The following is a 22,418-nucleotide window of genomic DNA, read 5'->3' as shown; positions in this document are numbered from 1 at the left end:
TGCGCCGCGCGGCCGGCGCTGCGGCCCGCGCCCTGGCCGGGACGGCCTCGGTGGCGCTGGTGCTGCCGCTGGGCGAGGGCGACGAGGCGCTGGCCGCCGGCGTGCGCGCGGTCGCGGAGGGCGCGCTGCTGGGCGCCTACCGCTTCGCCGGGTACAAGACCAAGCCGTCCGCCGCGCGCCGCGACCCGGTGCGCAAGGTGCTCGTCCACGTGCCCAGCGCCGGCGGGAAGGCGGCCAAAGCGGCGCTCAAGCGCTCCGGCGTGCTCGGCGCGGTGGTGGCCCGCACCCGCGACTGGATCAACACGGCGCCGAACGAGCTGCGCCCGCCCGCGTTCGCCGAGCAGGCCGCCGCCGCGGCGCGGGAGGCGTCGCTCGACGTCACCGTGCTGGACGAGAAGGCCCTGGCGAAGCAGGGGTACGGCGGCATCCTCGCCGTCGGGCTGGGCTCGGCCGCGGCGCCGCGCCTGGTGCGCATCGCGTACGAGCCGGCCGGCGCCACCCGGCGCATCGCCCTGGTCGGCAAGGGCATCACGTTCGACACCGGCGGCGTGTCGATCAAGCCGACGGCCGGCATGTGGGAGATGAAGTCCGACATGTCGGGTGCCGCCGCCGTGGTCGCCACCATGCTCGCGGTCGCGCAGCTCAAGCCCAAGGTGGCGGTGGTCGCCTACGCGCCGATGGCCGAGAACATGGTCTCCGGCAGCGCGTACCGGCCCGGCGACGTCGTGCGGATGTACAGCGGCGCCCAGGTCGAGGTGCTCAACACCGACGCCGAGGGCCGGATGATCCTCGGCGACGCGATCGCCCGGGCCTGCGAGGACGACCCGGACTACCTGTTCGAGGTCTCCACGCTGACCGGCGGGCAGGTGATCGCGCTGGGCAAGCGCATCGCCGGGGTCATGGGCACGCCGGAGCTGTGCGAGCGGGTCCGCGACGCGGGCGAGCGGGCCGGCGAGCCCGCGTGGCCGATGCCGCTGCCCGAGGACGTGCGCAAGGGCATGGACTCCGACGTGGCGGACATCTCACAGGTCAACGCCGGCATGGACCGGGCCGGGCACATGCTGCAGGGCGGCGTGTTCCTGTCCGAGTTCGTCACCGAGGGCGTGCAGTGGGCCCACATCGACATCGCGGGCCCCAGCTACCACACCGGCGAGCCCTTCGGCTACTGGGCCAAGGGCGGGACCGGCGTGCCGGTGCGGACCCTCTACGAGCTGATCGAGGAGATCGCCTCGGAGTAGCCGCCGGGTCAGCTCTTCTTGTTCCGGGCGTTGTAGTCGCGCCAGCGCTTCGGATAGCCGACCAGCGCGATGTCGTAGATGGGCATGCTCAGGCGGTGCGCGAACTGGCGCGCCGCCTGAGGGCTTTCCATCCGCCGGCGGGTCCATTCACCGTCGTGCGCGATGAGCAGCAGTGTCGTCTCCGTCACGGTCGTGCGGGGCTCGATGAAGCCCTCCACGCCGCGCCGGGAGCGCACGAACTCCTCGAGATAGGCCAGGTCTTCGCGGCTCGCGCCACGGCCGCCGGCGGCCGGCCTGCGTCGGAACCACGCCACGTCGCGCTCCTCCCCCTCGATACGACTGAGTCAGGGTACGACGATCGAGCACGTCGCAGGAGCCCCACTAAGGGCACCTACCGTCGCAAGCGTGCAGCGCAAGTGACAAGATGGCCAAGGATCGGTAGGTCGAACCTGTGGGGTCCGGCCTCCCGGTCATGCGAAGGGCGAACCCCGCATTCGCACCGTCACGAGCCGGCAGGCCCGTGCATCACCTGGGAGAATTCGTGAGCGACCCACACGCCAACTCCTTCGACGTCCTGATCCTGGGCGGCGGTAGCGGCGGTTACGCGACCGCGTTCCGCGCCGCGCAGCTCGGCCTGTCCGTCGCACTCGTGGAGAAGGACAAGCTCGGCGGCACGTGCCTGCACCGCGGTTGCATCCCGACCAAGGCGCTGCTGCACGCCGGCGAAGTGGCCGACGCGGCCCGCGAGGCCGACCAGTTCGGCATCCAGGCGTCGTTCAACGGCGTCGACATGAAGGCCGTCAACGCCTACAAGGACGGCGTGGTCACCAAGCTCTACAAGGGCCTGCAGGGGCTGGCCAAGGCGCGCAAGGTGACGCTCATCGAGGGCGAGGGGCGCCTGGTCGCGCCGGACGCCGTCGAGGTCGCCGGCACGCGGTACACGGCGAAGAACATCGTGCTGGCCACCGGGTCGTACTCCAAGACCCTGCCCGGCCTGGTCGTCGACGGCGAGCGGGTCATCACCAGCGAGCACGCGCTGACCCTGGACCACGTGCCCGCCTCCGCGATCGTCCTCGGCGGCGGCGTGATCGGCTGCGAGTTCGCCAGCGCCTGGAAGTCCTTCGGCGTCGACGTCACCATCGTCGAGGCCCTCCCGCGGCTGCTCGCGGTCGAGGACGAGGCCAGCTCGAAGGCGCTGGAGCGGGCCTTCCGCAAGCGGGGCATCAAGTTCAAGGTGGGCCGGCCGTTCGAGGGCGTGCAGCGCTCCGACGGCGGCGTGACGGTGACGATCCAGGGCGGCGAGACGATCGAGGCCGAGCTGCTGCTCGTGGCCGTCGGGCGCGGGCCGACGACGGCCAACCTCGGGTACGAGGAGCAGGGCGTGAAGATGGAGCGCGGGTTCGTCCTCACGGACGAGCGGCTGCGCACCTCGGTGCCGGGCATCTACGCGGTGGGCGACATCGTGCCCGGCGTACAGCTGGCGCACCGGGGCTTCCAGCAGGGCATCTTCGTGGCCGAGGAGATCGCCGGGCAGCAGCCGCAGGTGTTCGACGAGTCCGGCATCCCGCGGGTCACCTACTCGGAGCCGGAGGTCGCCTCGGTCGGGCTCAACGAGTCCAAGGCCCGCGAGGTGCACGGCGACGACAAGATCGAGACGCTGCAGTACGACCTCACCGGCAACGGCAAGAGCCAGATCCTCAAGACCGCGGGCTTCGTGAAGCTGATCCGGGTCAAGGACGGGCCGGTCGTCGGCGTCCACATGGTGGGCGCGCGGGTGAGCGAACTGATCGGCGAGGCTCAGCTGATCTACAACTGGGAAGCGTTCCCTGGCGACGTCGCCCCGCTGGTGCACATGCACCCCACGCAGAACGAGGCTCTCGGCGAGGCGCACCTGGCGCTGGCCGGCAAGCCGCTGCACGTCCACTGAGTCAACTGGCAACCGACCGCCACCACGAGCACAGTAGGAGTCGTTTCACATGCCGGTATCGGTCACCATGCCCCGGTTGGGCGAGAGCGTCACCGAGGGCACCGTCACCCGCTGGTTGAAGCAGGAGGGCGACCACGTCGAGGCCGACGAGCCGCTGCTCGAGGTCTCGACCGACAAGGTCGACACCGAGATCCCGTCCCCGGCAGCCGGCGTGCTGACGCGCATCGTCGTGCAGGAGGACGAGACCGCCGAGGTCGGCGCCGAGCTCGCCGTCATCGGCGACGGCGCGGACGGCGGGGCCGCCCCGGCCGCGGAGCCCGCGGCCGCCGAGGAGGAGCCCGAGGCCGCCCCCGCCGAAGAGGCGCAGGTGGAGCCGCCCGCCGCCGAGGAGGAGCCCGAGGCCGAGGCCGAGGCCGGGGCCGCCGAGGGCACGGCGGTGAAGATGCCCGCGCTCGGTGAGAGCGTCACCGAGGGCACCGTCACCCGCTGGCTCAAGCAGGTCGGCGACAGCGTCGAGGCCGACGAGCCGCTGCTGGAGGTCTCCACCGACAAGGTCGACACCGAGATCCCGTCGCCGGTGGCCGGCACGCTGCTGGAGATCAAGGTCGCCGAGGACGAGACGGTGGAGGTCGGCGCGGAGCTGGCCATCATCGGCGCGGCCGGCGCCAAGGCCGCCCCGAAGCCCAAGGCCGAGCCGAAGCCGGAGCCCAAGGCGGAGCCGAAGCCGGAACCGAAGGCCGAGCCGAAGCCCGAGCCGAAGCCCGAGCCCAAGGCCGCCCCGGCCCCGCAGCCCGCGGCCGCCGCCCCGGTGCACGCCGGCCCGGCGACCAACGTCACCGTGTCGGGCAACGGCAAGGTGGAGGAGGACGCCGGGTACGTCACGCCGCTGGTGCGCAAGCTCGCCGCCGAGCACGGGGTGAGACTGTCGTCCCTGACCGGCACCGGCGTCGGCGGCCGGATCCGCAAGCAGGACGTGCTCGACGCGGCCGCCAAGGCCAAGGAGGCCGCCGCCCGGCCGGCGCCCGCCGCCGCCCCGGCCGCCGTCTCCGCGAGCGCCACCACCCAGGCCGCCCCGAAGGCGGCGCCGAGCCCGCTGCGCGGCCAGACGCAGAAGCTGACCCGCATGCGGGCGCTCATCGCCCGCCGCATGGTCGAGTCGCTGCAGATCTCGGCCCAGCTCACCACGGTCGTCGAGGTCGACGTCACCAAGGTGGCCAAGCTGCGGGACAAGGCCAAGGCCCAGTTCCAGGCCACGCACGGGGTGAAGCTGTCCTTCCTGCCGTTCTTCGCCCTCGCGGCGGTCGAGGCGCTGCGGGTGCACCCCGCGGTCAACTCCTCGATCGACCTGGAGGCGGGCACCGTCACCTACCACGACGCCGAGCACCTCGGCATGGCCGTGGACAGCGACAAGGGCCTCATCGTCCCGGTCATCAAGAACGCCGGCGACCTCAACCTGGCCGGCCTGGCCAAGCGCATCGCCGACGTGGCCGAGCGGACCCGCAGCAACAAGCTCAGCCCGGACGACATCGCCGGCGGCACCTTCACGCTGACCAACACCGGCAGCCGGGGCGCGCTGTTCGACACGCCGATCATCAACCAGCCGCAGGTGGCCATCCTGGGCACCGGCGCCGTGGTCAAGCGGGCCGTCGTGGTGAGCGACCCGGAGCTGGGCGAGATCATCGCGCCGCGCTCGATGGTGTACCTGGCCCTGTCCTACGACCACCGCATCGTCGACGGCGCCGACGCCGCCCGCTTCCTCACCACCGTGAAGGAGCGGCTGGAGGCCGGCAACTTCGAGGCCGACCTCGGCCTCTGAGCCCGTCCGAACACACCGCTTGCGAGGGGGCGTCCCGTGATGGGGCGCCCCTTCGGGGCAAAATGGGCCCTATGCAGATCCTCATCGCGGGGGCGTCCGGGTTCCTCGGGCGGCGCCTCGTCTCGCACCTGCGGGACGCCGGCCACGACGTCACCCCGCTGGTGCGCAGGCCACCGCGCCCGGGTGAGGTGCGGTGGGACCCGACCTCCGGGGTGCTCGACGCCACCGTGGTCGCCGCCGCCGACGCGGTGATCAACCTGGCCGGGGCGGGCGTCGCCGACAAGCGGTGGACCTCGCAGTACAAGCAGGTGCTGCTCGACAGCCGCGTGGACACCACCCGGACCATCGCGCGGGCCATCGCCGCCGCGCCGGACAAGCCGCGGGTCCTGCTCAACTCCTCCGCCGTGGGCTACTACGGCGACACCGGCGACCACGCGGTGGACGAGACCGCCCCCGCGGGCGAGGGCTTCCTGGCCGACGTGTGCAAGGTGTGGGAGGCGGCCACCGGCCCGGCCGAGGACGCCGGGACGCGGGTCGTGCTGCTGCGCACCGGCTTCCCGCTGGACAAGGACGGCGGGCTGCTCAAGCCGCTCTACCTGCAGTTCAGGCTCTTCGCCGGCGGGCCGATGGGCAGTGGGCGGCAGTACCTCCCCTGGATCTCGCTGCCCGACTGGCTCGACGCCGTCGGGTTCCTGCTGGAGCGCGACGTCAGCGGGCCGGTCAACCTCACCGGGCCCGAGCCCGTCACCAACGCCGAGTTCTCCGCCGCGCTGGGCCGGGTCCTGCACCGGCCGAGCCTGCTGCCGGTGCCCGGGTTCGCGCTGCGGGCCGCGGTCGGCGAGTTCGGCGGGGAGGCCCTCGCCAGCCAGCGGGTGCTGCCCGGGGTGCTGGTACGCGAGGGGTTCACCTTCGCGCACCAGACCGTCGAGGAGGCCCTTCAGCAGGCGGTGTCGTCGATCACCCAGTAGTTCGCGCCGGTCTGGCGCAGCCCGTGGGTGACGAACACGTTGTAGAGGCCCATGTTCTGGTTGGAGCCGTTGGCGTACGTGTACCCGCCCGTCTGGTGCGCCCGCCCGGCGGTGACGTGGGCGTAGTTCGTGGCCCGGACGCACGTGCCCCCGCCGCCCTGGGTGGGGGTGGGCGAAGGCGTGGGGCTCCCGGTCGGGCTCTGGCTCGGCGCCGCGCCGTTGTCCAGGCCCCAGTCGACCGCCTGGTAGTAGGACGAGCAGATGGTGTCCTTGTAGTAGGTCCCGGCCGTGCCGCACTGGTCGGTGGCGCTGCCCGGGTGGACGGGGGTGGCGTGGGTCATGCCGGAGACGAGGTACACCTTCACCTGGTCGCCGTAGTTGGACAGCGACGTGCCGCCGGGCAGCGACGCGGTCGAGGTCGGCGTCTGGGACACCCCGAGCACGTTGGTCCACTGGTCGCGCAGCTCGGTGGCGTTGGCCGGGGCGACCGTGGTGTCCGAGGTGCCGTGCCAGACGGCGACCCGCGGGCGGGCGCCGGAGTAGCCGGAGTAGGCCGCCCGGACCAGGTCGCCCCAGGCCGCGGGGGTCTTGTCGACGCCGGGGTTCATGCAGCTGTACGCCGTCGTGGTGGAGGTCGCGCAGCGGTACGGCAGGCCGGCCATGATCGCGCCGCCGGCGAACACGTCGGGGTAGGTCGCGAGCATCACGGCGGTCATGGCGCCGCCGGCGGACAGGCCGGTGACGTAGACCCGGGCCGGGTTCACCGAGTAGTTGGCGACGGCGTAGTCGACCATCTGCTTGATCGACAGGGCCTCGCCGCCGCCGCGGGCGGTGTCGCCGGTCTCGAACCAGTTGAAGCAGCTGGTGCTGTTGTTGGCCGACTTCTGCTCCGGGAACACCAGGGCGAAGTGCCACAGGTCGGCGTACTTGCGCCAGCCGGAGTTGGTGAAGTAGTCGTTCGCGTTCTGGGTGCAGCCGTGCATCGCCACCACGAGCGGGGCGCCGGCGGGCAGGCCGTCTGGGCGGTACGAGTACATGGTCAGGTTGCCCGGGTTGGAGCCGAAGCTCGCAACGCTGGTCAGTGTGGCCGCGTAGGCCGGCGAGATGGCGATGGTCGTGAGCCCGACGGCGGCGGCGAGCGCCACGAGCGCGGGCAGGAAGATGCGCAGTACGCGGGGCATGGCGGTGCCCTTCCTGGCGTGAGCGTTATGGGAGGCCCACGCTAGGTGTGAGGTTGGACGCACCACTATGTCCCGATCCCACATATTCCTGACGGGGATAGGCTGCGATGGTGACCAGCGTGGTGGGTATGCGAATCGTCCGGGCCGGACTCCTCGACTACGAGACGGCGCTCGCCGAGCAGCGGCGCATCCATGCCGAGGTGGCCGACGGGACAGCGCCCGACACGGTGCTGCTGCTGGAGCACCCGAGCGTCTACACGGCAGGCAAGCGCACAGAGCCCGCGGACCGGCCCTTCGACGGCACGCCGGTGATCGACGTCGACCGGGGCGGGAAGATCACCTGGCACGGGCCGGGACAGCTGGTCGGCTACCCCATCGTGAAGCTGCCCGACCCCGTGGACGTGGTCGCCTACGTGCGGCGGATGGAGCAGATGCTCATCGACGTGTGCGCCGACTTCGGCCTGGCCACGGTCCGGGTCGAGGGGCGCAGCGGGGTCTGGGTGGCCGGCGACGAGCGCGGGCCCGACCGCAAGGTGGCGGCCATCGGGATCCGGGTGTCCCGCGGGGTGACGCTGCACGGGTTCGCCCTCAACGCGGACTGTGACCTGTCGCGGTACGACATCTTCGTGCCCTGCGGCATCCGCGACGCGGGCGTGACGTCGCTGTCGAAGGAGCTCGGCCGGGACGTGACCGTCGAGGACGTCCTGCCGGTCGCCGAGCGTCACCTCAAGACGCTGTACTGACCCGGTAGCAGACGACCGGGATGAGCTCGGGGTCCACGTCGTCGATGCGGTCGTGGTCGTCGCAGGCGAAGCCGAACAGGCCCCGCATCGAGGCGCAGGTCAGGTCGTCGGACGGCTCGAAGGGCAGGGGGTCGCCCTCGTCCTCGAGCACGCCCGGGTTCGTGCAGACGCTCAGCGCGCGCACCCTGGCCCCGTCGCGCCAGACGCCGAAGCTGCACCAGCCGGCGTCGTCGTGGGCGGCGTGCAGGTACACGTGGCGGCGCTCGGTGGCGGCCAGCACCGACGGGTCGAGCTCGGACGGCCGCCGCGGGGTGAGCTCCCAGCTGCAGATCAGGTCCAGGCCGGCGAAGCTGCCGATGCAGACCATGCCGGCCGGCGGGTTCAGCGCGTCGATGAGGAGCTCGTCGCCGGCCTCCTCGATGCCCGCGCCCGGGAAGAGGCGCTCGGCGAGCGCGCGGGTGGCCGGCTTGTCCAGCACCGGGTAGGACCGCAGGACGTCGATGGGGTTTCCGTCACAGAACACGACGAGGGTGTCGTTGAGCGCCACTTGGAACTCATTGCCGTACTAGTCGATTGGGAAACCTCCCGCTCCGCGGCGGATAATCCAGACGCGCGGGACGTGACGTCAATCGCGTTCCCAGTCCTCGGGCACCTCCCGGGCGTAGTCTTCGAATCGTGACCGCCGTTGTTCCTGAAGGTCGTCGTCTGCTGCGCATCGAAGCGCGTAACGCGGAGACACCGATTGAGCGCAAACCGCCGTGGATCAAGGTCTCGGCCAAGATGGGTCCCGAATACACGCATCTGCGGGGGCTCGTCCAGCGCGAAGGCCTGCACACGGTCTGCCAGGAAGCCGGCTGTCCCAACATCTACGAGTGCTGGGAAGATCGCGAGGCCACCTTCCTCATCGGTGGCGACCAGTGCACCCGCCGCTGCGACTTCTGCCAGATCGACACCGGCAAGCCGGCCGAGTTCGACGCGGACGAGCCGCGCCGGGTGGCCGAGTCGGTGGCGACGATGGGGCTGAAGTACGCGACGGTGACCGGCGTGGCCCGCGACGACCTGCCCGACGGCGGGGCCTGGCTCTACGCCGAGACCGTGCGGCAGATCCACGGGCTGGTCGAGGGGTGCGGCGTCGAGCTGCTCATCCCCGACTTCAACGCCGACGGGGAGCAGCTCGGCGAGGTGTTCGCGGCGCGGCCCGAGGTGCTCGCCCACAACGTGGAGACGGTGCCGCGGATCTTCAAGCGGATCCGGCCGGCGTTTCGCTACGAGCGCTCCCTCGGCGTGCTGACCTCCGCCCGCGAGGCCGGGCTGGTCACCAAGTCCAACCTGATCCTCGGCATGGGCGAGGAGCGGGCCGAGGTGTCGCAGGCGCTCAAGGACCTCTACGAGGCCGGGTGCGAGCTGGTGACGATCACGCAGTACCTCCGCCCGACGCCGCGGCACCACCCCGTCGAGCGCTGGGTGAAGCCCGAGGAGTTCGTCGAGCTGCGCGAGGAGGCCGAGCAGATCGGCTTCGCGGGCGTGCTGAGCGGGCCGCTGGTGCGCTCCTCCTACCGGGCCGGCCGGCTGTATCGCCAGGCCCTGGAGAGCCGGGCTCTCCAGGCGTGACGCGGCCCCTCTAGACTCGCAGGTATGGCAAAGGCCCAGGAGCCGGAGAAGGCCTCCTTCTTCACTCGGCTCAAGCAGATCGGCATGGTGTTCTCGTTCACCGCGAAGCGCGACAAGGCGTTCGTGCCGCTGGTAGCGACCGTCGTCCTCGTGCCGCTGATCGTGGTGGGCGTGCTCATTGCGCTGGGCCTGTCGTGGATCTGGGCGCCGCTGGGCGTTCTGCTCGCGCTGCTCGGCACCGTCATCGTGCTCAACCTGCGCTCGCAGAAGGCGATGATGAAGGAGGCCGAGGGCCAGCCCGGCGCCGCGGCGTCGATCATCGAGAACATGCGCGGCGACTGGCGGGTCAGCCCGGCGATCGCGTCCACGACGCAGTTCGACATGGTCCACCTGGTCATCGGCCGCCCCGGCGTGATCCTGATCGGCGAAGGCAACGTGAGCCGGGTCAAGGGGCTCATCGGCCAGGAGCGGAGGCGGCTGGTCAAGGTGATCGGCAACGCCGAGCTGCGCGACTACATCATCGGCAACGAAGAGGGCCAGATCCCGCTGGCCAAGCTGCGCAACCTGCTCGTCCGGCTGCCGCGCACGATCACGGCCAAGGACGTCAACTCCCTCGACAAGCGGCTCACGGCGCTCTCCGCCCGGCCGCAGATGCCGCGGGGCGCGCTGCCCAAGAACATGAAGCCCCCGAAGGGCCAGTTCAAGGCGATGCGCGGGCGCTGACCGCCTGCTGCTCAGACGGCCTGCACCACCGAGCCCGCGGCCCGGTCGTGCAGGCCGCGCTGGTTTGCGTCCATGATCAGGGCGGGGATCAGCGGGAGCATGACGATGGCGCGCAGGAGGGCCCGCGGCACGCCGATCGGGCCGCCGGTGGTGATCGACACACAACGGATGCGGAACAGCCGCATGCCCAGCGTCTGACCGAAGAAGCCCAGGAACAGCCCGTACACGACGACGAAGATCCCCGGCGCGAGCCACGGCTCCTCGGTCGGGTGGGCGAACGCGCCCGCGATGAGCACGCAGCAGATCCAGTCGATGAGCAGGGCGCCGAAGCGGCGGGCGAGCGAGGCCGGCGTGGGTTCCACGACGGGTCAGACTATCGAACGGCCGCCGCGGGCCGATCGGCCGAGTCCGACCGGCCCAACAGCCGCCCCGCAATCGCCCACCGACGCCCGCCGGCTGCTCCAACGGCCTCCCGCCGACACCCGCCGCCTGCTCCGACGGCCTCCCGCCGACACCCGCCGCCTGCTCCGACGGCCTCCCGCCGACACCCGCCGCCTGCTCCGACGGCCACCCGCCGACGCCAGCTGGCTGCTCCAACGGCTGCCCGCCGACGCCCGTCGGCTGCTCCAACGGCCGCGAAACATAGCGGAAACAGTCGGGACACGCCGGGGCAATCGCACGGTTCTACGGTCGCGATCAACCAGACACCTTCACACTGAAGTGATCACCAGCCTGGCCTTCGCCTGCGACCTGGAGGACGAGTTGTTCGCCAATTCTGAAGAGCTGTTGCGTTATGTGAAGGATGAGGGCGTCCGCTTCGTCGACGTTCGCTTCTGCGACCTCCCCGGCGTCATGCAGCACTTCAACTTGCCGGCCGAGGCCTTCGACGACAAGGTCTTCACCGAGGGCCTGGCCTTCGACGGCTCCTCGATCCGCGGGTTCCAGGCGATCCACGAGTCGGACATGCTGCTCCTGCCGGACGCCACGTCGGCCTTCATCGACCCGTTCCGGGTGGAGAAGACCCTGGCGCTGAACTTCTTCATCCACGACCCGTTCACGCGGGAGGCCTACTCGCGTGACCCGCGCAACGTGACGAAGAAGGCCGAGGCGTACCTCAAGTCGAGCGGGATCGCCGACACGGCGTACTTCGCCCCCGAGGCGGAGTTCTACATCTTCGACTCGATCCGCCACGAGACGTCGGCGAACCAGGCGTACTACTACATCGACTCCATCGAGGGCTGGTGGAACTCCGGCAAGGAAGAGCCGGGCGGCAACCGCGGCTACAAGACCGCCTACAAGGGCGGCTACTTCCCGGTCCCGCCGGTCGACCACTACGCCGATCTGCGTGACCAGATCGTGCTGCGGCTCGTCGACGCCGGCTTCGAGGTCGAGCGGTCGCACCACGAGGTCGGCACCGCCGGCCAGGCCGAGATCAACTACAAGTTCTCGACCCTGCTGCACGCGGGCGACCAGCTCCAGCTCTTCAAGTACATCGTGAAGAACACCGCGTGGGCCGCCGGCAAGACCGCGACCTTCATGCCGAAGCCGCTCTTCGGCGACAACGGCTCGGGCATGCACACCCACCAGTCGCTGTGGCTGGGCGGCGAGCCGCTGTTCTACGACGAGGCCGGCTACGGCGGCCTGTCGGACACGGCCCGCTGGTACATCGGCGGCCTGCTGCACCACGCGCCGTCGCTGCTCGCCTTCACCAACCCGACCGTGAACTCCTACCGGCGCCTGGTGCCCGGCTACGAGGCGCCGGTCAACCTGGTGTACTCGCAGCGCAACCGCTCGGCCTGCACCCGCATCCCGGTGACGGGCACGAACGCCAAGGCCAAGCGCGTCGAGTTCCGCGTGCCGGACCCGTCGGCCAACGTCTACCTGGCCTTCGCGGCCATGCTGATGGCCGGCCTGGACGGCATCAAGAACAAGATCGAGCCGCCGGCGCCGATCGACAAGGACCTCTACGACCTTCCGCCGGAGGAGGTCGCGAACGTCAAGCAGGTCCCCGGCTCGCTCGACGAGGTGCTCGACAACCTCGAGTCCGACCACGGCTTCCTGCTCGAGGGCAACGTGTTCACGCAGGACCTGGTGGACACCTGGATCTCGTACAAGCGCGCCAACGAGGTCGACCCGGTCCGCCTGCGGCCGACCCCGCACGAGTTCGCCATGTACTACGACGTGTGATCTCTGCCTGATCTAGGCGGCCCGCTCCGGTCCATCCGGGGCGGGCCGTTCTGCTGTGCGCCCCCGGGCGGTACGTCACGCGACGATGCGTCACACCGCCACGACGAGCACGAACGCCAGCACGGCGGCCGACGAGCGGAACACGTCGATCACGGTCCAGCGGTGCACCACGCGGCGCCAGTCCGGGGGCGGGTGGTCGGCGTCCCAGTCGTTGATCCTGATGTTGATCGGGACCGTGCCGAAGGCCGACAGCAGGACGAAGGCCAGCAGGGCCACCCCGCCCGGCCAGCTGCCGGGGGACGTCACCACGTGGGCCGACGTGAGGATCGCCGCCGGGACGATCAGGATCGGCACGACCACCTTGAGCCGCCTGACCAGCGCGATGCGGGCCTGCAGGTGGGCGCGGTCGTCCAGCGCGGCCAGCGCCGGCTGGACGCCCCACCGCACGATCAGCTCCTCGCCGGCGAGCAGCCCCAGCACCACGACGCAGGCGGCGGCGAGCACTCAGGCCCCGTCGAAGATGCGCTCGACCGCGGCGCGGGCGCGGCGGGCGATGCGCAGGTGCTCGTCGAGGAACTCCTGCGGCTCGGCCCCCTCGCCCAGTACGGAAGCGGCGGCGGCCAGGTCGGGGCCCTGGCGCGGCAGCTGGTCGGTGGGGCGGCCGCGGACCAGGGTCAGCAGGTTGCGCACCCGCGAGGCGTGCCGCCAGCCGGCCTCCAGCGCGGCCGCGTCGGCCGGGTCGAGCAGGCCGGCGGCGAGCGCCGCGGCGAGCGCCTCCAGCGTCCTCGGGGTGCGCAGGGCGGGCACCGCGTGGCCGTGCTGCAGCTGCAGCAGCTGGACGGTCCACTCCACGTCGGCGAGGCCGCCCCGGCCCAGCTTGGTGTGGGTGGCCGGGTCGGCGCCGCGCGGGAGCCGCTCGCTGTCCACCCGGGCCTTCAGCCGGCGGATCTCCTGGATCTGCTCGCGGGTGAGGCCGCCCTGGGGATAGCGCGTGGCGTCGGCCAGCGCCAGGAACCGCTCCCCCAGCCCCGGCGAGCCGGCCACCGCCCGGGCCCGCAGGAGCGCCTGGGCCTCCCAGACCCGGGACCAGCGGGCGTAGTACTGCTGATAGGCCCCCAGGCTGCGCACCAGAGGCCCCTGCCGGCCCTCGGGGCGCAGGTCGGCGTCGACGCCCAGCGGCGGGTCTGGGGCCGGGCGGGACAGCAGCCGGCGCAGCTCCTCGGCGATGGTCAGGGCGACCCCGCTGGCGGCGTCGTCGGCCATCCCGGGCGGGGTCTCGTAGACGAAGAGCACGTCGGCGTCGGACGGGTAGCTGATCTCCGCCCCGCCGAGGCGGCCCATGCCGACGATCGCGAACTCCAGCGCCGGCGACGGGCCGGCGGTGACGCCGAGCGTGGCGCGCAGGGTGGCGTCGATCACGGCGGAGAGGGCGTCGCCAACCTCGGTGACGTCGAGCAGGCCGAGCAGGTCCGCGCAGGCGATGCGGAAGAGCTCGCGGCGGCGCAGGGCGCGGACCGCGTTGATCGCCGCCTCCGGGTCGTCGTGGCGGGCCGCGGCGGCCGCGAAGCCCTCCGTCAGCACCTCGGCGCTGCGCGGGACCAGCTCGGCGTCCTCGGCCAGCAGCCGCAGCGCCTCGGGGTCGTGGACGAGCAGCTCGGTGACGTACCGCGACAGGGCGAGCAGCCGGGCCAGGCGCATCGCGACCGGGCCCTCGTCGCGCAGCAGCCGCAGGTACCACGGGGTGTTGCCGACCTTCTCCGACACCTGCCGGTAGGCCAGCAGCCCCCGGTCGGGCTCGGGGGCGTCGGCGAACTCGCTGAGCAGCACCGGCAGCAGCTGGCGCTGGATCGCGGCGGTGCGTGACACGCCGCCGGTGAGCGCCTCGATGTGCCGCAGCGCGCCCGCCGGGTCGGCAAAGCCGAGCACGTCGAGGCGGGCCCGGGCGGCGTCCGGCGTGAGCCGCAGCTGCTCGGTGGGCACCCGGGCCACGGCCTCCAGCAGCGGCCGGTAGAAGAGCTTGGCGTGCAGGCGGCGCACCTCGCCGGAGTGGCGGACCCAGTCGGCCCGGAACGACTCGACGGCGTCCCGGGCGGCGTTGGGTCGGTACCCGAGGGCGTGGGCGAGCCAGCGCAGGCCGGCCGGGTCGTCGGGCACGGTGTGGGTGCGGCGCAGGCGCTGCAGCTGCAGGCGGTGCTCGACCACGCGCAGGAACCGGTAGGCGCGCAGCAGGGCCTCGCCGTCGGCCAGGCCGACGTAGCCGCCCTCGATGAGCGCCCGCAGGCCGGCCAGCGTGGTCGGGGTGCGCAGGCTCTCGTCGGCCCGGCCGTGCACGAGCTGGAGCAGCTGCACCGCGAACTCGATGTCGCGCAGGCCGCCCGGGCCGCGCTTGATCTCGCGGTCGACCTCGGCCCGCGGGATGGCCTCGATGATGCGCCGGCGCATGCCGCGCACCTCGTCGACGGCCTCCGGGCGCTCGGCCGCAGACCAGATGAGCGGCCGGAGCTCGGCCAGCCACTGCTCGCCCAGTTCGAGGTCGCCGGCGGCCGGGCGGGCCTTGAGCAGGGCCTGGAACTCCCAGGTCTTGGCCCACTTCTTGTAGTACGCCAGGTGCGAGGCGACGGTGCGCACCAGCGCGCCGCGGCTGCCCTCCGGGCGCAGGGCGGCGTCGACCGGCCAGGCCACGAAGCCGCAGATCTCCATCATGCGGGCGGCAAGGGCGCTGCCGGCGCGCATCGCGGTCTCGGTGTCGGCGTCCCCGGCCGGCTCGGCGACGAAGACGACGTCCACGTCGCTGACGTAGTTGAGCTCCCGGCCCCCGCACTTGCCCATCGCGACCACGGCGAGGCGGCAGGCGTCGGAGCCCTGCTCGGCGATGGCGATGTCCAGGGCCGCCTGCAGGGTCGCGTCGGCCAGCTCGGTCAGCCGGCCCATGGTGACCTCGACGTCGGCCGCCGCGGTCAGGTCGGCGGCCACGATGCGCAGCAGCTCCCTGCGGTACCCGCTGCGTAGCAACGGGACCGTGGAGACGTCCCGGGTCGAGTAGCCGGCCGGGCGCTTGTTCTGCTCGCCGAGCAGCTCGCGCCACTCGTCGGGGTTGGCGACGAGCAGGTCGCCGAGGGTGGCCGAGACGCCGAGGACGCCGATGAGGCGGCGGCGCAGCGCCCGGTCGGTCAGCACCGCCGTCAGCACCTCCTCCCCCGCCACTTCGGCCAGCCGGTGCAGCTGGAAGAGGGCGAGGTCGGGGTCGGCGGCGAAGTACAGCGTGTCGAGCACGGCCACGGCGTCGTCGCCGGCCGGGCGGCGGTTCACCGGGTCCCACAGCCGCAGCCCGCCGGGGCCGGCGATCGCCTCGGTCCGCTCGTTGTCGGTGAACCCGAAGCGGGCGAGGTGCCCGGGGCCGGTCTTCGCGGTCGGGTCCATCAGCGCGGCCCGATCAGCGGCAGGGAGCGCAGGCCACCCCCGCCGGCGTGCGGCGTGCGGCCCAGGGCCACGGCCGCGAACCGCTCGGCGAAGGGCTTCCAGACGTCGAGCACGTCGGGCAGCGCGGCCTCGACCCGCTCCAGCATCTCCACGGGGTCGATGCCGAGGTCGCCGAGGGTGCCGACGCCGTCGATCGCCCACTGCGCGAACATCTCGAGGTCGCACTCGATGTGGAACTGCAGGCCCCAGGCGGCGCTTCCGATGCGGTACGCCTGGATCGGATAGTGCGTCGAGGCGGCCAGCAGGGTCGAGTTCATGGGCAGCTCGACGATCTCGTCGAGGTGCCACTGCAACACGTCGGGCGCGAACGGCACCGCGGCGAAGATGGGGTCCTCGTCGGCGACGTCGCGCCGGGCGACCAGCCGGACCCCGACCTCCGGGCCGGCGGCGCTGCGCTCGACGGTGCCGCCGTGGGCTTGGGCCAGCAGCTGCGCGCCGAGGCAGATGGCGAGGGTGGGCACCCTGTGCCGGACCGCCTTGCGCAGCAGGCCGTCGAGCTCGTCGAACCACGGTGCGGCGCGCTCGCCCCGCTCGTCCGGGAAGGCGTCCTGCTCGCCGCCGAGGACCACCAGGGCCGCGTAGCCGTCCAGGTCGGCCGGCAGCGGTTCGCCGGCGTGCGGGCGGACGAGCTCCAGCCGCAGGCCGCCGCCGGTGAGCCAGTCGCCGAGGCGGGCCAGGCCGTCGGACGGGTCGTTCTCCACCACGAGCGCCGTGTTTCCCCTTGGGGCGGCCCCCGCGGTACTGCCTTCGATCGTCACGCCCCGACAATAACGACCGTGCGTCCTTTGGAACCCGGCGACGTCGTCCGGCTCGTGTCCCCTTCCGGCCCGGCGGCGGCGGACCGCGTCGCCCGGGGCGTGGAGCTGCTGGAGAGCTGGGGGCTGCGGGCCGAGCCGGCGCCGCACGTCCTGGATCGGGTGGGCTATTTCGGCGGTACCGATGATGCCCGCCTCGACGACCTCAACGCCGCGCTCGCCGATCCCCGGGTCCGCGCGGTGGTGTGCACCCGCGGCGGCTACGGCGTCCAGCGGATCGTGGACCGGGTGCGGTGGGGCGCCCCGAAGCCGATCGTCGGCTTCTCCGACATCACCGCGCTGCAGCTGGCGGCCTGGCGGCACGGGCGGTGGCCCGCGATCCACGGCCCGGGCGCGGCCTGGCTGGACGCCCGCACGCCGCAGTCCTCGGCCGAGTCCCTGCGACGGGCGCTGATGACGGCCGACCCGCTGCGCGTGCGTGGGCTCGGGGCGAGCGGCGCCGCCCGCGGCGTGCTGCTCGGCGGGAACCTCGCCATGCTGGTGAGCACGCTCGGGACTTCGGACATGCCAGATTTGTCGGGCTCGATCCTGCTGCTCGAGGACGTGGGCGAGGCGACGTACCGGATCGACCGGATGCTCACTCACCTGCTGCGCTCGGGGGTCCTCGCCGGGGTGCGCGGGATCGCGCTCGGGCAGTTCACCGACTGCGGCGACGGCGTGGACGAGGTGCTGGCGGAGCGGCTGGGCGGGCTGGGCGTGCCGATCCTCGCCGGGCTGCCGATCGGGCACGGCGAGGGGCAGGAGACGGTCGTGCTCGGGGCGCCGGCGCTGCTGGACGCCGCGGCCGGGGTCCTTGTCAGCCGCGTCTCAACCGTCGTCTGACGGATGCCCGGCGAGACGGTCCCGGGGCAGTATGGGGCCATGAGCACCCTGACGCCGGGGTTCACCGGCCGGCGCCGCGAGCGGCCGGACCTCCCGCCCGGGCAGTACCTCGCCCACGACTTCCCCGTGCTGTCGGCCGGCCCGACGCCGCGGCTGCGCACCGACCGCTGGGAGTTCGTGATCACCACGGAGACCGGCGCGGAGACCAGGTGGACGTGGGGCGAGTTCACGGCCCTGCCCCACGAGGACGTCACCGTGGACCTGCACTGCGTGACGAAGTGGTCGAAGCTGCGGACCGGCTGGCGGGGCGTGGCCGTCGACACCCTGCTCTCCGGCGTGGACACGGCGGCCGACTACGTGATGGCACACTCCTACGACGGCTACACCACCAACCTGCCGCTGGAGGACCTCCTCGACGGCAAGGCGTGGGTGGCGTACCGCTACGAGGGCGAGGCGCTCGCGCCCGAGCACGGCGGGCCGGCGCGGCTGCTGGTGCCGCACCTGTACCTCTGGAAGTCCGCCAAGTGGCTTCACGGGCTGCGGATGATGCTGCAGGACGAGCCCGGCTTCTGGGAGGAGGCCGGGTACCACAACTACGGAGACCCATGGCGCGAGCAGCGGTATCAGGGCGACTGAGCGGTCCGGAGCGAAGCGGAGGAGCCGCTCAGCAATGAACACAGCTTCTAAGCTCGGGCGCCCGGAGCGAAGCGGAGGGCGACTGAGCTGGCGTAGGGCCACGCTTGTCGATCAGCGGTTCGAGACCCCCACTGCACGGACCCTCGTCCTCGACGTTCCCGGCTGGCCCGGGCACCTCGCCGGGCAGCACATCGACGTGCGGCTGACGGCCGCGGACGGATACACGGCGCAGCGCAGCTACTCCCTGGCGTCGGCCACCGGGGTCGAGATCACCGTGCAGCGGGTGGAGGACGGGGAGGTTTCGCCGTACCTGACCGATGTCTTCGACATATCGCAGCTCATCGAGGTCCGCGGGCCGATCGGCGGCTGGTTCGTGTGGCGGCCGGGCGACCCTGCGCCGGTGACGCTGGTGGCCGGCGGCTCGGGCGTGGTGCCGCTGATGGCGATGATCCGGTCCCGGGCCGAGAACGGGATCAGAACGCCCTTCAGGCTGATCTACTCGGCCAGGACGCCCGAAGACGTGATGTACGCGGACGAACTGCGCCGGAGGGCGCGCGACGACGGCGGGCTCGACGTGCAGTACATCTACACCCGCGTGCGCGGCAGCCGGATCGGCGTCGCCGACGTCAACACGCACGCGTGGCCGAAGGACTTCGAGCCCAGCGTGTACGTCTGCGGGCCGACCGGCTTCGTGGAGACCGTCGCGGACATCATGGTGGCGCTCGGCCATGACGCCAGGGGCATCAGGACCGAGCGCTACGGGTGAGCCGGCCTTACATCATGCCGAGGTAGCGCTCCCGCTCGAACGGGGTGACCACCCGGCGGTACTCCTCCCACTCCGTCCGCTTGTTCTTGAGGAAGAAGTCGAAGACGTGCTCGCCGAGGACCTCGGCGACCAGCTCGGAGTTGGCCATGACGTCCAGGGCCTCGGAGAGGTTCTCCGGCAGCGACTCGTAGCCGGCCGCCCGCCGCTCGCCGTCGGTCAGCGCCCACACGTCGTCCTCGGCGCCGGGCGGCAGCTCGTAGCCCTGCTCGATGCCGCGCAGGCCGGCGCCGAGCATGACCGCGTAGGCCAGGTACGGGTTGCAGGCCGAGTCCAGCGAGCGCACCTCGACCCGGGCCGAGTTGGGCTTGCCGTACGCGGGGACGCGGACCAGCGCGGAGCGGTTGCGGTGGCCCCAGCAGACGTAGGCCGGGGACTCGGTGATCCGGTTGGGCAGCGTCTGCGGGAAGAGCCGCTTGTAGGAGTTCACCCACTGGTTGGTGATGGCGGTGTACTCCCGGGCGTGCACCAGCAGGCCGGCGATGAACGCCTGGCCGACCTTCGACAGCTTCATCGGGTCGCTGGCGTCGTGGAACGCGTTGCGCTCGCCCTCGAACAGCGACAGGTGGGTGTGCATGCCGCTGCCCGGCTGCTCGGTGAACGGCTTCGGCATGAAGGTCGCGTGCACGCCGTGCGACAGCGCGACCTCCTTGATGACGTGCCGGAACGTCATGATGTTGTCGGCCGTGGTGAGCGCGTCGGCGTAGCGCAGGTCGATCTCCTGCTGCCCGGGCGCGACCTCGTGGTGGCTGAACTCGACCGAGATGCCGATCCGCTCCAGGGCGAGCACCGCCTGGCGGCGGAAGTCGCGGGCGACGGCGTGGGTGGTGTGGTCGAAGTACCCGCCGGTGTCGACCGGGACCGGTGGCGCGCCTTCCGTGCCGAGGCTCTCCAGCAGGAAGAACTCGATCTCCGGGTGGGTGTAGAAGGTGAAGCCCTTCTCGGCCGCCCGCGACAGGGCCCGGCGCAGCACGTGGCGCGGGTCGGCCCAGGACGGCGAGCCGTCGGGCAGGGTGATGTCGCAGAACATGCGGGCGCTCTCGCCGGACATGCCGCCCTCGAACGGGAACACCTGGAACGTCGTCGGGTCGGGCATGGCGACCATGTCGGACTCGTAGACGCGGGCGAAGCCCTCGATGGCGGAACCGTCGAAGCCGATGCCCTCCTCGAAGGCCGACTCGAGCTCGGCCGGGGCGACCGACACGCTCTTGAGCGTGCCGAGCACGTCCGTGAACCACAGCCGGACGAAGCGGATGTCCCGCTCTTCGAGCGTCCGGAGTACGAACTCCTGCTGACGATCCACGGTTTTGCCCCCACGAGCTGCGGTTTGTATATGGCCGATTCGGGCCAGTCTCGCCCGATGGTGTTACACACAAGTTACCGGACCCGGAGAACCCGGCCAGCGCGGGAGTGAGCGTCCGGCAGGCGCCTTACCGGCCCCTACGCCACACTTGAAGCATGCCTCGGTTGCGACTCGCCCTGGCCCAGACCGGACCCTCGCCCGCCGTTGAGAGCTGGGCCGCCCGGGCCGCCGCCCAGGGGGCCGAGCTGGTCGTCTTTCCCCGGCTCGACCTGCCGATCGACGCGGTCGCCGAACGCCTGGCAGGCCGCGGGCCGGCCGTGCTGGTCGGCGACCGCGCGGGGTCGGTCGCCCTGCTGCGCCATGGCGCCCCGGTGCCGTGCGACGTGGATGGAAGCTTCGCGGCCGTGGCGGAAGGCCTGCTCGTGCACGTGGGCGCGGAGCCCTTCGAGGTGCGCGCCGACGACGACCGCCTCGAGCGGCTGTCCCGGGTGGCCGCGGAGTCCGGCGCCGTCGTGGCCGGGGTGAACCTGGTGGGCGGCCGCGACGGGGTGGTCTTCGACGGTGATTCCCTGGTGGTACGGCCCGACGGCGCCCTGATCGCCCGGGCGCCCCAGTTCGTGGAGCGCCTGCTGGTCCTCGACCTGCCCGGCTCCGGGGAGATCGCGCCCCGGCTGTCCGACGAGGCGGCCGCCTGGCAGGCGCTGGAGGTGGGCCTGCGGGACCGGGCCCGCGCGCACGGCAGCGTGGTGCTCCCCCTGACCGGCCGGCTGGACGCGGCCGTGGCCGCCGTCGTGGCCTGCGACGCGCTCGGGCCGGCGAACGTGGTCGGGGTCGCGGCCAGGGCCGACGACGGGCGGGAGCTGGCGCTGCGCACCGGGCTGGACTTCCGGGTCGAGCCGATCCAGCCGATGGTCGACTCGTTCCTGGCCAACCTGACCCTCGGCGGGGCCGCGCTCGGGCGCCTCCCCGACCGGGTGCGCGGGGTGGTGCTGGGGTCGCTGGCCGATCAGGAGGGGCGCCTGAGCGGGCACGACCCGCTCGGCGGCGTGCCGTCCGCCCTCGTGGCCCGCCTGGCCCGCTGGCGCAACGAGGAGGCCGAGCGCCGAGGGGAAGAGGCGCCGATTCCGCCGTACCTCATGTGAAAAACCGCATCCGCATGGCTCCTTTCGCCGCGACCGGTGCGACCATCGGGGGGTAGCCCGGGGACCCCGAATGGGGCCTCGAGGAGCCAATGAGGAGGACGCTGATGTCCGAGATCCCGTCCCTGTACGGTGGCGCCGTCAACCGCCGGGTGCGCACCAGGGACCTCATCGCCGCCAAGGAGCGCGGCGAGCGCTGGCCGATGCTCACCTCGTACGACCAGTACACCGCCGCGATCTTCGACGAGGCCGGCATCCCCGTCCTGCTGGTGGGCGACTCGGCGGCGAACAACGTGTACGGGTACGAGTCCACGGTCTCCGTCAGCGAGGAGGAGCTCCTGCCCCTCGTGCGCGCCGTGGTCCGCTCCACGAAGCGCGCGCTGGTGGTGGGTGACCTGCCCTTCGGCTCGTACGAGGAGGGCCCGGCCCAGGCGCTGCGCACCGCCGTACGGTTCATGAAGGAGGGCGGCTGCCACGCCGTGAAGCTGGAGGGCGGCCGCCGCGTGGCGCCCCAGATCGCGGCGCTGACCAGCGCGGGCATCCCGGTCATGGCGCACATCGGCTTCACGCCGCAGAGCGAGCACGCGATCGGCGGCTACCGGGTCCAGGGCCGCGGCGACGCCGCCGAGGACGTGGTGGAGGACGCGCACGCGGTGGCCGAGGCGGGCGCGTTCGCGGTGGTCCTGGAGATGGTCCCGGGCGAGGTCGCCAAGCGGATCACGCACGAGCTGCACATCCCGACGATCGGCATCGGGGCGGGCGCGGACACCGACGCCCAGGTGCTGGTGTGGCAGGACATGGCGGGGCTGCGCACGGGGCGGACGCCGCGCTTCGTGAAGCGCTACGCGGATCTCGCCGGGGTGCTGGGCGAGGCCACTCGGGCGTATGCGGAGGAGGTGCGCTCGGGCGTCTTCCCGGCGCAGGAGCACACCTTCGACTGACGCGTTCACGGCCGGCGGTCCGCTCGTGTGGACCGCCGGCTTCCGTTTTGCCCGAAAAGTCGGGC

Annotated in this window: 21 protein-coding genes; 13 read left to right on the top strand and 8 right to left on the bottom strand. The window is 72.3% G+C overall.

Features of this window, described 5'->3' with window-relative positions:
• Positions 1-1,238: leucyl aminopeptidase (locus ABD352_RS02065; RefSeq protein WP_344610440.1), on the top strand; the 1,238-nt coding region annotated here is incomplete at its 5' end.
• A gap of 8 nt (positions 1,239-1,246) precedes the next feature.
• Here the strand turns inward: ABD352_RS02065 and ABD352_RS02060 are convergent.
• Complete coding sequence (locus tag ABD352_RS02060; protein ID WP_344610439.1) at positions 1,247-1,552, bottom strand: hypothetical protein; 306 nt, start codon at positions 1,550-1,552, stop codon at positions 1,247-1,249.
• 227 nt (positions 1,553-1,779) lie between these two features.
• On the opposite strand from ABD352_RS02060, the gene lpdA reads away from it, so the two are divergent.
• The 3 genes from lpdA to ABD352_RS02045 all read left to right on the top strand — a co-directional run bounded on the left by lpdA (position 1,780) and on the right by ABD352_RS02045 (position 5,949).
• A complete protein-coding gene (gene lpdA, locus ABD352_RS02055) occupies positions 1,780-3,165 on the top strand; it encodes a dihydrolipoyl dehydrogenase (RefSeq protein WP_344610438.1) in 1,386 nt (461 codons plus the stop codon).
• Positions 3,166-3,214: 49 nt separating this feature from the next.
• Positions 3,215-4,981: a 2-oxoglutarate dehydrogenase, E2 component, dihydrolipoamide succinyltransferase gene (gene sucB / locus ABD352_RS02050; RefSeq protein WP_344610437.1), complete on the top strand. Its 1,767-nt coding sequence runs from the start codon at positions 3,215-3,217 to the stop codon at positions 4,979-4,981.
• A 71-nt stretch (positions 4,982-5,052) separates the two neighbouring features.
• Positions 5,053-5,949, top strand: a complete 897-nt coding sequence (locus tag ABD352_RS02045; RefSeq protein ID WP_344610436.1) for a TIGR01777 family oxidoreductase — start codon at positions 5,053-5,055, stop codon at positions 5,947-5,949.
• On the opposite strand, the gene ABD352_RS02040 is transcribed toward ABD352_RS02045, so the two are convergent.
• Positions 5,919-7,130 carry an extracellular catalytic domain type 1 short-chain-length polyhydroxyalkanoate depolymerase gene (locus ABD352_RS02040; RefSeq protein WP_344610435.1) on the bottom strand — a complete coding sequence of 404 codons (1,212 nt, stop codon included), beginning with the start codon at positions 7,128-7,130 and terminating at the stop codon, positions 5,919-5,921. The two genes, ABD352_RS02045 and ABD352_RS02040, sit on opposite strands and share 31 nt — an antisense overlap.
• Before the next feature lie 107 nt (positions 7,131-7,237).
• On the opposite strand from ABD352_RS02040, the gene lipB reads away from it, so the two are divergent.
• Positions 7,238-7,873: a lipoyl(octanoyl) transferase LipB gene (gene lipB, locus ABD352_RS02035; protein WP_344610434.1), complete on the top strand. Its 636-nt coding sequence runs from the start codon at positions 7,238-7,240 to the stop codon at positions 7,871-7,873.
• Here the strand turns inward: lipB and ABD352_RS02030 are convergent.
• A complete protein-coding gene (locus tag ABD352_RS02030) occupies positions 7,857-8,420 on the bottom strand; it encodes a DUF6928 family protein (protein WP_344610433.1) in 564 nt (187 codons plus the stop codon). The two genes, lipB and ABD352_RS02030, sit on opposite strands and share 17 nt — an antisense overlap.
• A gap of 125 nt (positions 8,421-8,545) precedes the next feature.
• Between ABD352_RS02030 and lipA the strand changes: the two genes are divergently transcribed.
• Positions 8,546-9,484 carry a lipoyl synthase gene (gene lipA / locus ABD352_RS02025; protein ID WP_344610563.1) on the top strand — a complete coding sequence of 313 codons (939 nt, stop codon included), beginning with the start codon at positions 8,546-8,548 and terminating at the stop codon, positions 9,482-9,484.
• Between the two features lie 24 nt (positions 9,485-9,508).
• Positions 9,509-10,207: a DUF4191 domain-containing protein gene (locus ABD352_RS02020; RefSeq protein ID WP_344610432.1), complete on the top strand. Its 699-nt coding sequence runs from the start codon at positions 9,509-9,511 to the stop codon at positions 10,205-10,207.
• An 11-nt stretch (positions 10,208-10,218) separates the two neighbouring features.
• Here the strand turns inward: ABD352_RS02020 and ABD352_RS02015 are convergent, their stop codons facing one another.
• The gene (locus ABD352_RS02015; RefSeq protein WP_344610431.1) at positions 10,219-10,569 is read right to left on the bottom strand and encodes an RDD family protein; all 351 of its coding nucleotides are present in this window, start codon (positions 10,567-10,569) and stop codon (positions 10,219-10,221) included.
• Positions 10,570-10,969: 400 nt separating this feature from the next.
• On the opposite strand from ABD352_RS02015, the gene glnA reads away from it, so the two are divergent.
• A complete protein-coding gene (gene glnA, locus ABD352_RS02010; protein WP_344610562.1) occupies positions 10,970-12,394 on the top strand; it encodes a type I glutamate--ammonia ligase in 1,425 nt (474 codons plus the stop codon).
• Between the two features lie 90 nt (positions 12,395-12,484).
• Here glnA and ABD352_RS02005 read toward each other — a convergent pair whose 3' ends face one another.
• Genes ABD352_RS02005 through ABD352_RS01995 form a run of 3 tightly spaced genes read right to left on the bottom strand, consistent with a single transcriptional unit; the run spans position 12,485 to position 16,632 of the window.
• On the bottom strand, positions 12,485-12,898 hold the full coding sequence (locus ABD352_RS02005) for an anthrone oxygenase family protein (RefSeq protein WP_344610430.1): 414 nt from the start codon (positions 12,896-12,898) through the stop codon (positions 12,485-12,487).
• Positions 12,899-15,814, bottom strand: a complete 2,916-nt coding sequence (locus ABD352_RS02000) for a bifunctional [glutamine synthetase] adenylyltransferase/[glutamine synthetase]-adenylyl-L-tyrosine phosphorylase (RefSeq protein WP_344610429.1) — start codon at positions 15,812-15,814, stop codon at positions 12,899-12,901.
• On the bottom strand, positions 15,814-16,632 hold the full coding sequence (locus tag ABD352_RS01995; RefSeq protein ID WP_344610428.1) for a type 1 glutamine amidotransferase: 819 nt from the start codon (positions 16,630-16,632) through the stop codon (positions 15,814-15,816). Before ABD352_RS01995 ends, ABD352_RS02000 begins: the two co-directional genes overlap by 1 nt.
• Positions 16,633-16,650: 18 nt before the next feature.
• Between ABD352_RS01995 and ABD352_RS01990 the strand changes: the two genes are divergently transcribed.
• From ABD352_RS01990 to ABD352_RS01980, 3 genes are read left to right on the top strand one after another with little or no spacing between them, the layout of a single operon-like run.
• Complete coding sequence (locus ABD352_RS01990; RefSeq protein ID WP_344610427.1) at positions 16,651-17,511, top strand: S66 peptidase family protein; 861 nt, start codon at positions 16,651-16,653, stop codon at positions 17,509-17,511.
• A 39-nt stretch (positions 17,512-17,550) separates the two neighbouring features.
• Complete coding sequence (locus ABD352_RS01985; protein WP_344610426.1) at positions 17,551-18,147, top strand: sulfite oxidase-like oxidoreductase; 597 nt, start codon at positions 17,551-17,553, stop codon at positions 18,145-18,147.
• Positions 18,148-18,181: 34 nt separating this feature from the next.
• Positions 18,182-18,913, top strand: a complete 732-nt coding sequence (locus ABD352_RS01980; protein WP_344610425.1) for a ferredoxin reductase — start codon at positions 18,182-18,184, stop codon at positions 18,911-18,913.
• A 7-nt stretch (positions 18,914-18,920) separates the two neighbouring features.
• Here ABD352_RS01980 and ABD352_RS01975 read toward each other — a convergent pair whose 3' ends face one another.
• Positions 18,921-20,273: a glutamine synthetase family protein gene (locus ABD352_RS01975; RefSeq protein ID WP_344610424.1), complete on the bottom strand. Its 1,353-nt coding sequence runs from the start codon at positions 20,271-20,273 to the stop codon at positions 18,921-18,923.
• A 155-nt stretch (positions 20,274-20,428) separates the two neighbouring features.
• Here ABD352_RS01975 and ABD352_RS01970 point away from each other — a divergent pair, with 155 nt between their 5' ends.
• Together ABD352_RS01970 and panB are read left to right on the top strand one after the other, a co-directional pair.
• Positions 20,429-21,415, top strand: coding sequence for an NAD(+) synthetase (locus ABD352_RS01970; protein WP_344610423.1), 987 nt, complete (start codon positions 20,429-20,431; stop codon positions 21,413-21,415).
• A 104-nt stretch (positions 21,416-21,519) separates the two neighbouring features.
• Entirely contained in the window at positions 21,520-22,353 is an 834-nt protein-coding gene (gene panB, locus ABD352_RS01965) for a 3-methyl-2-oxobutanoate hydroxymethyltransferase (protein ID WP_344610422.1), read from the top strand.
• Positions 22,354-22,418: the final 65 nt, after the last annotated feature.

The sequence above is a fragment of the Dactylosporangium salmoneum genome (assembly GCF_039532525.1).
In the GTDB taxonomy this organism is placed as follows: Bacteria; Actinomycetota; Actinomycetes; order Mycobacteriales; family Micromonosporaceae; genus Dactylosporangium; species Dactylosporangium salmoneum.
The sequence above is the reverse complement of the archived record's forward strand: the minus strand, read 5'-3'. Positions and strand labels throughout refer to the sequence as shown.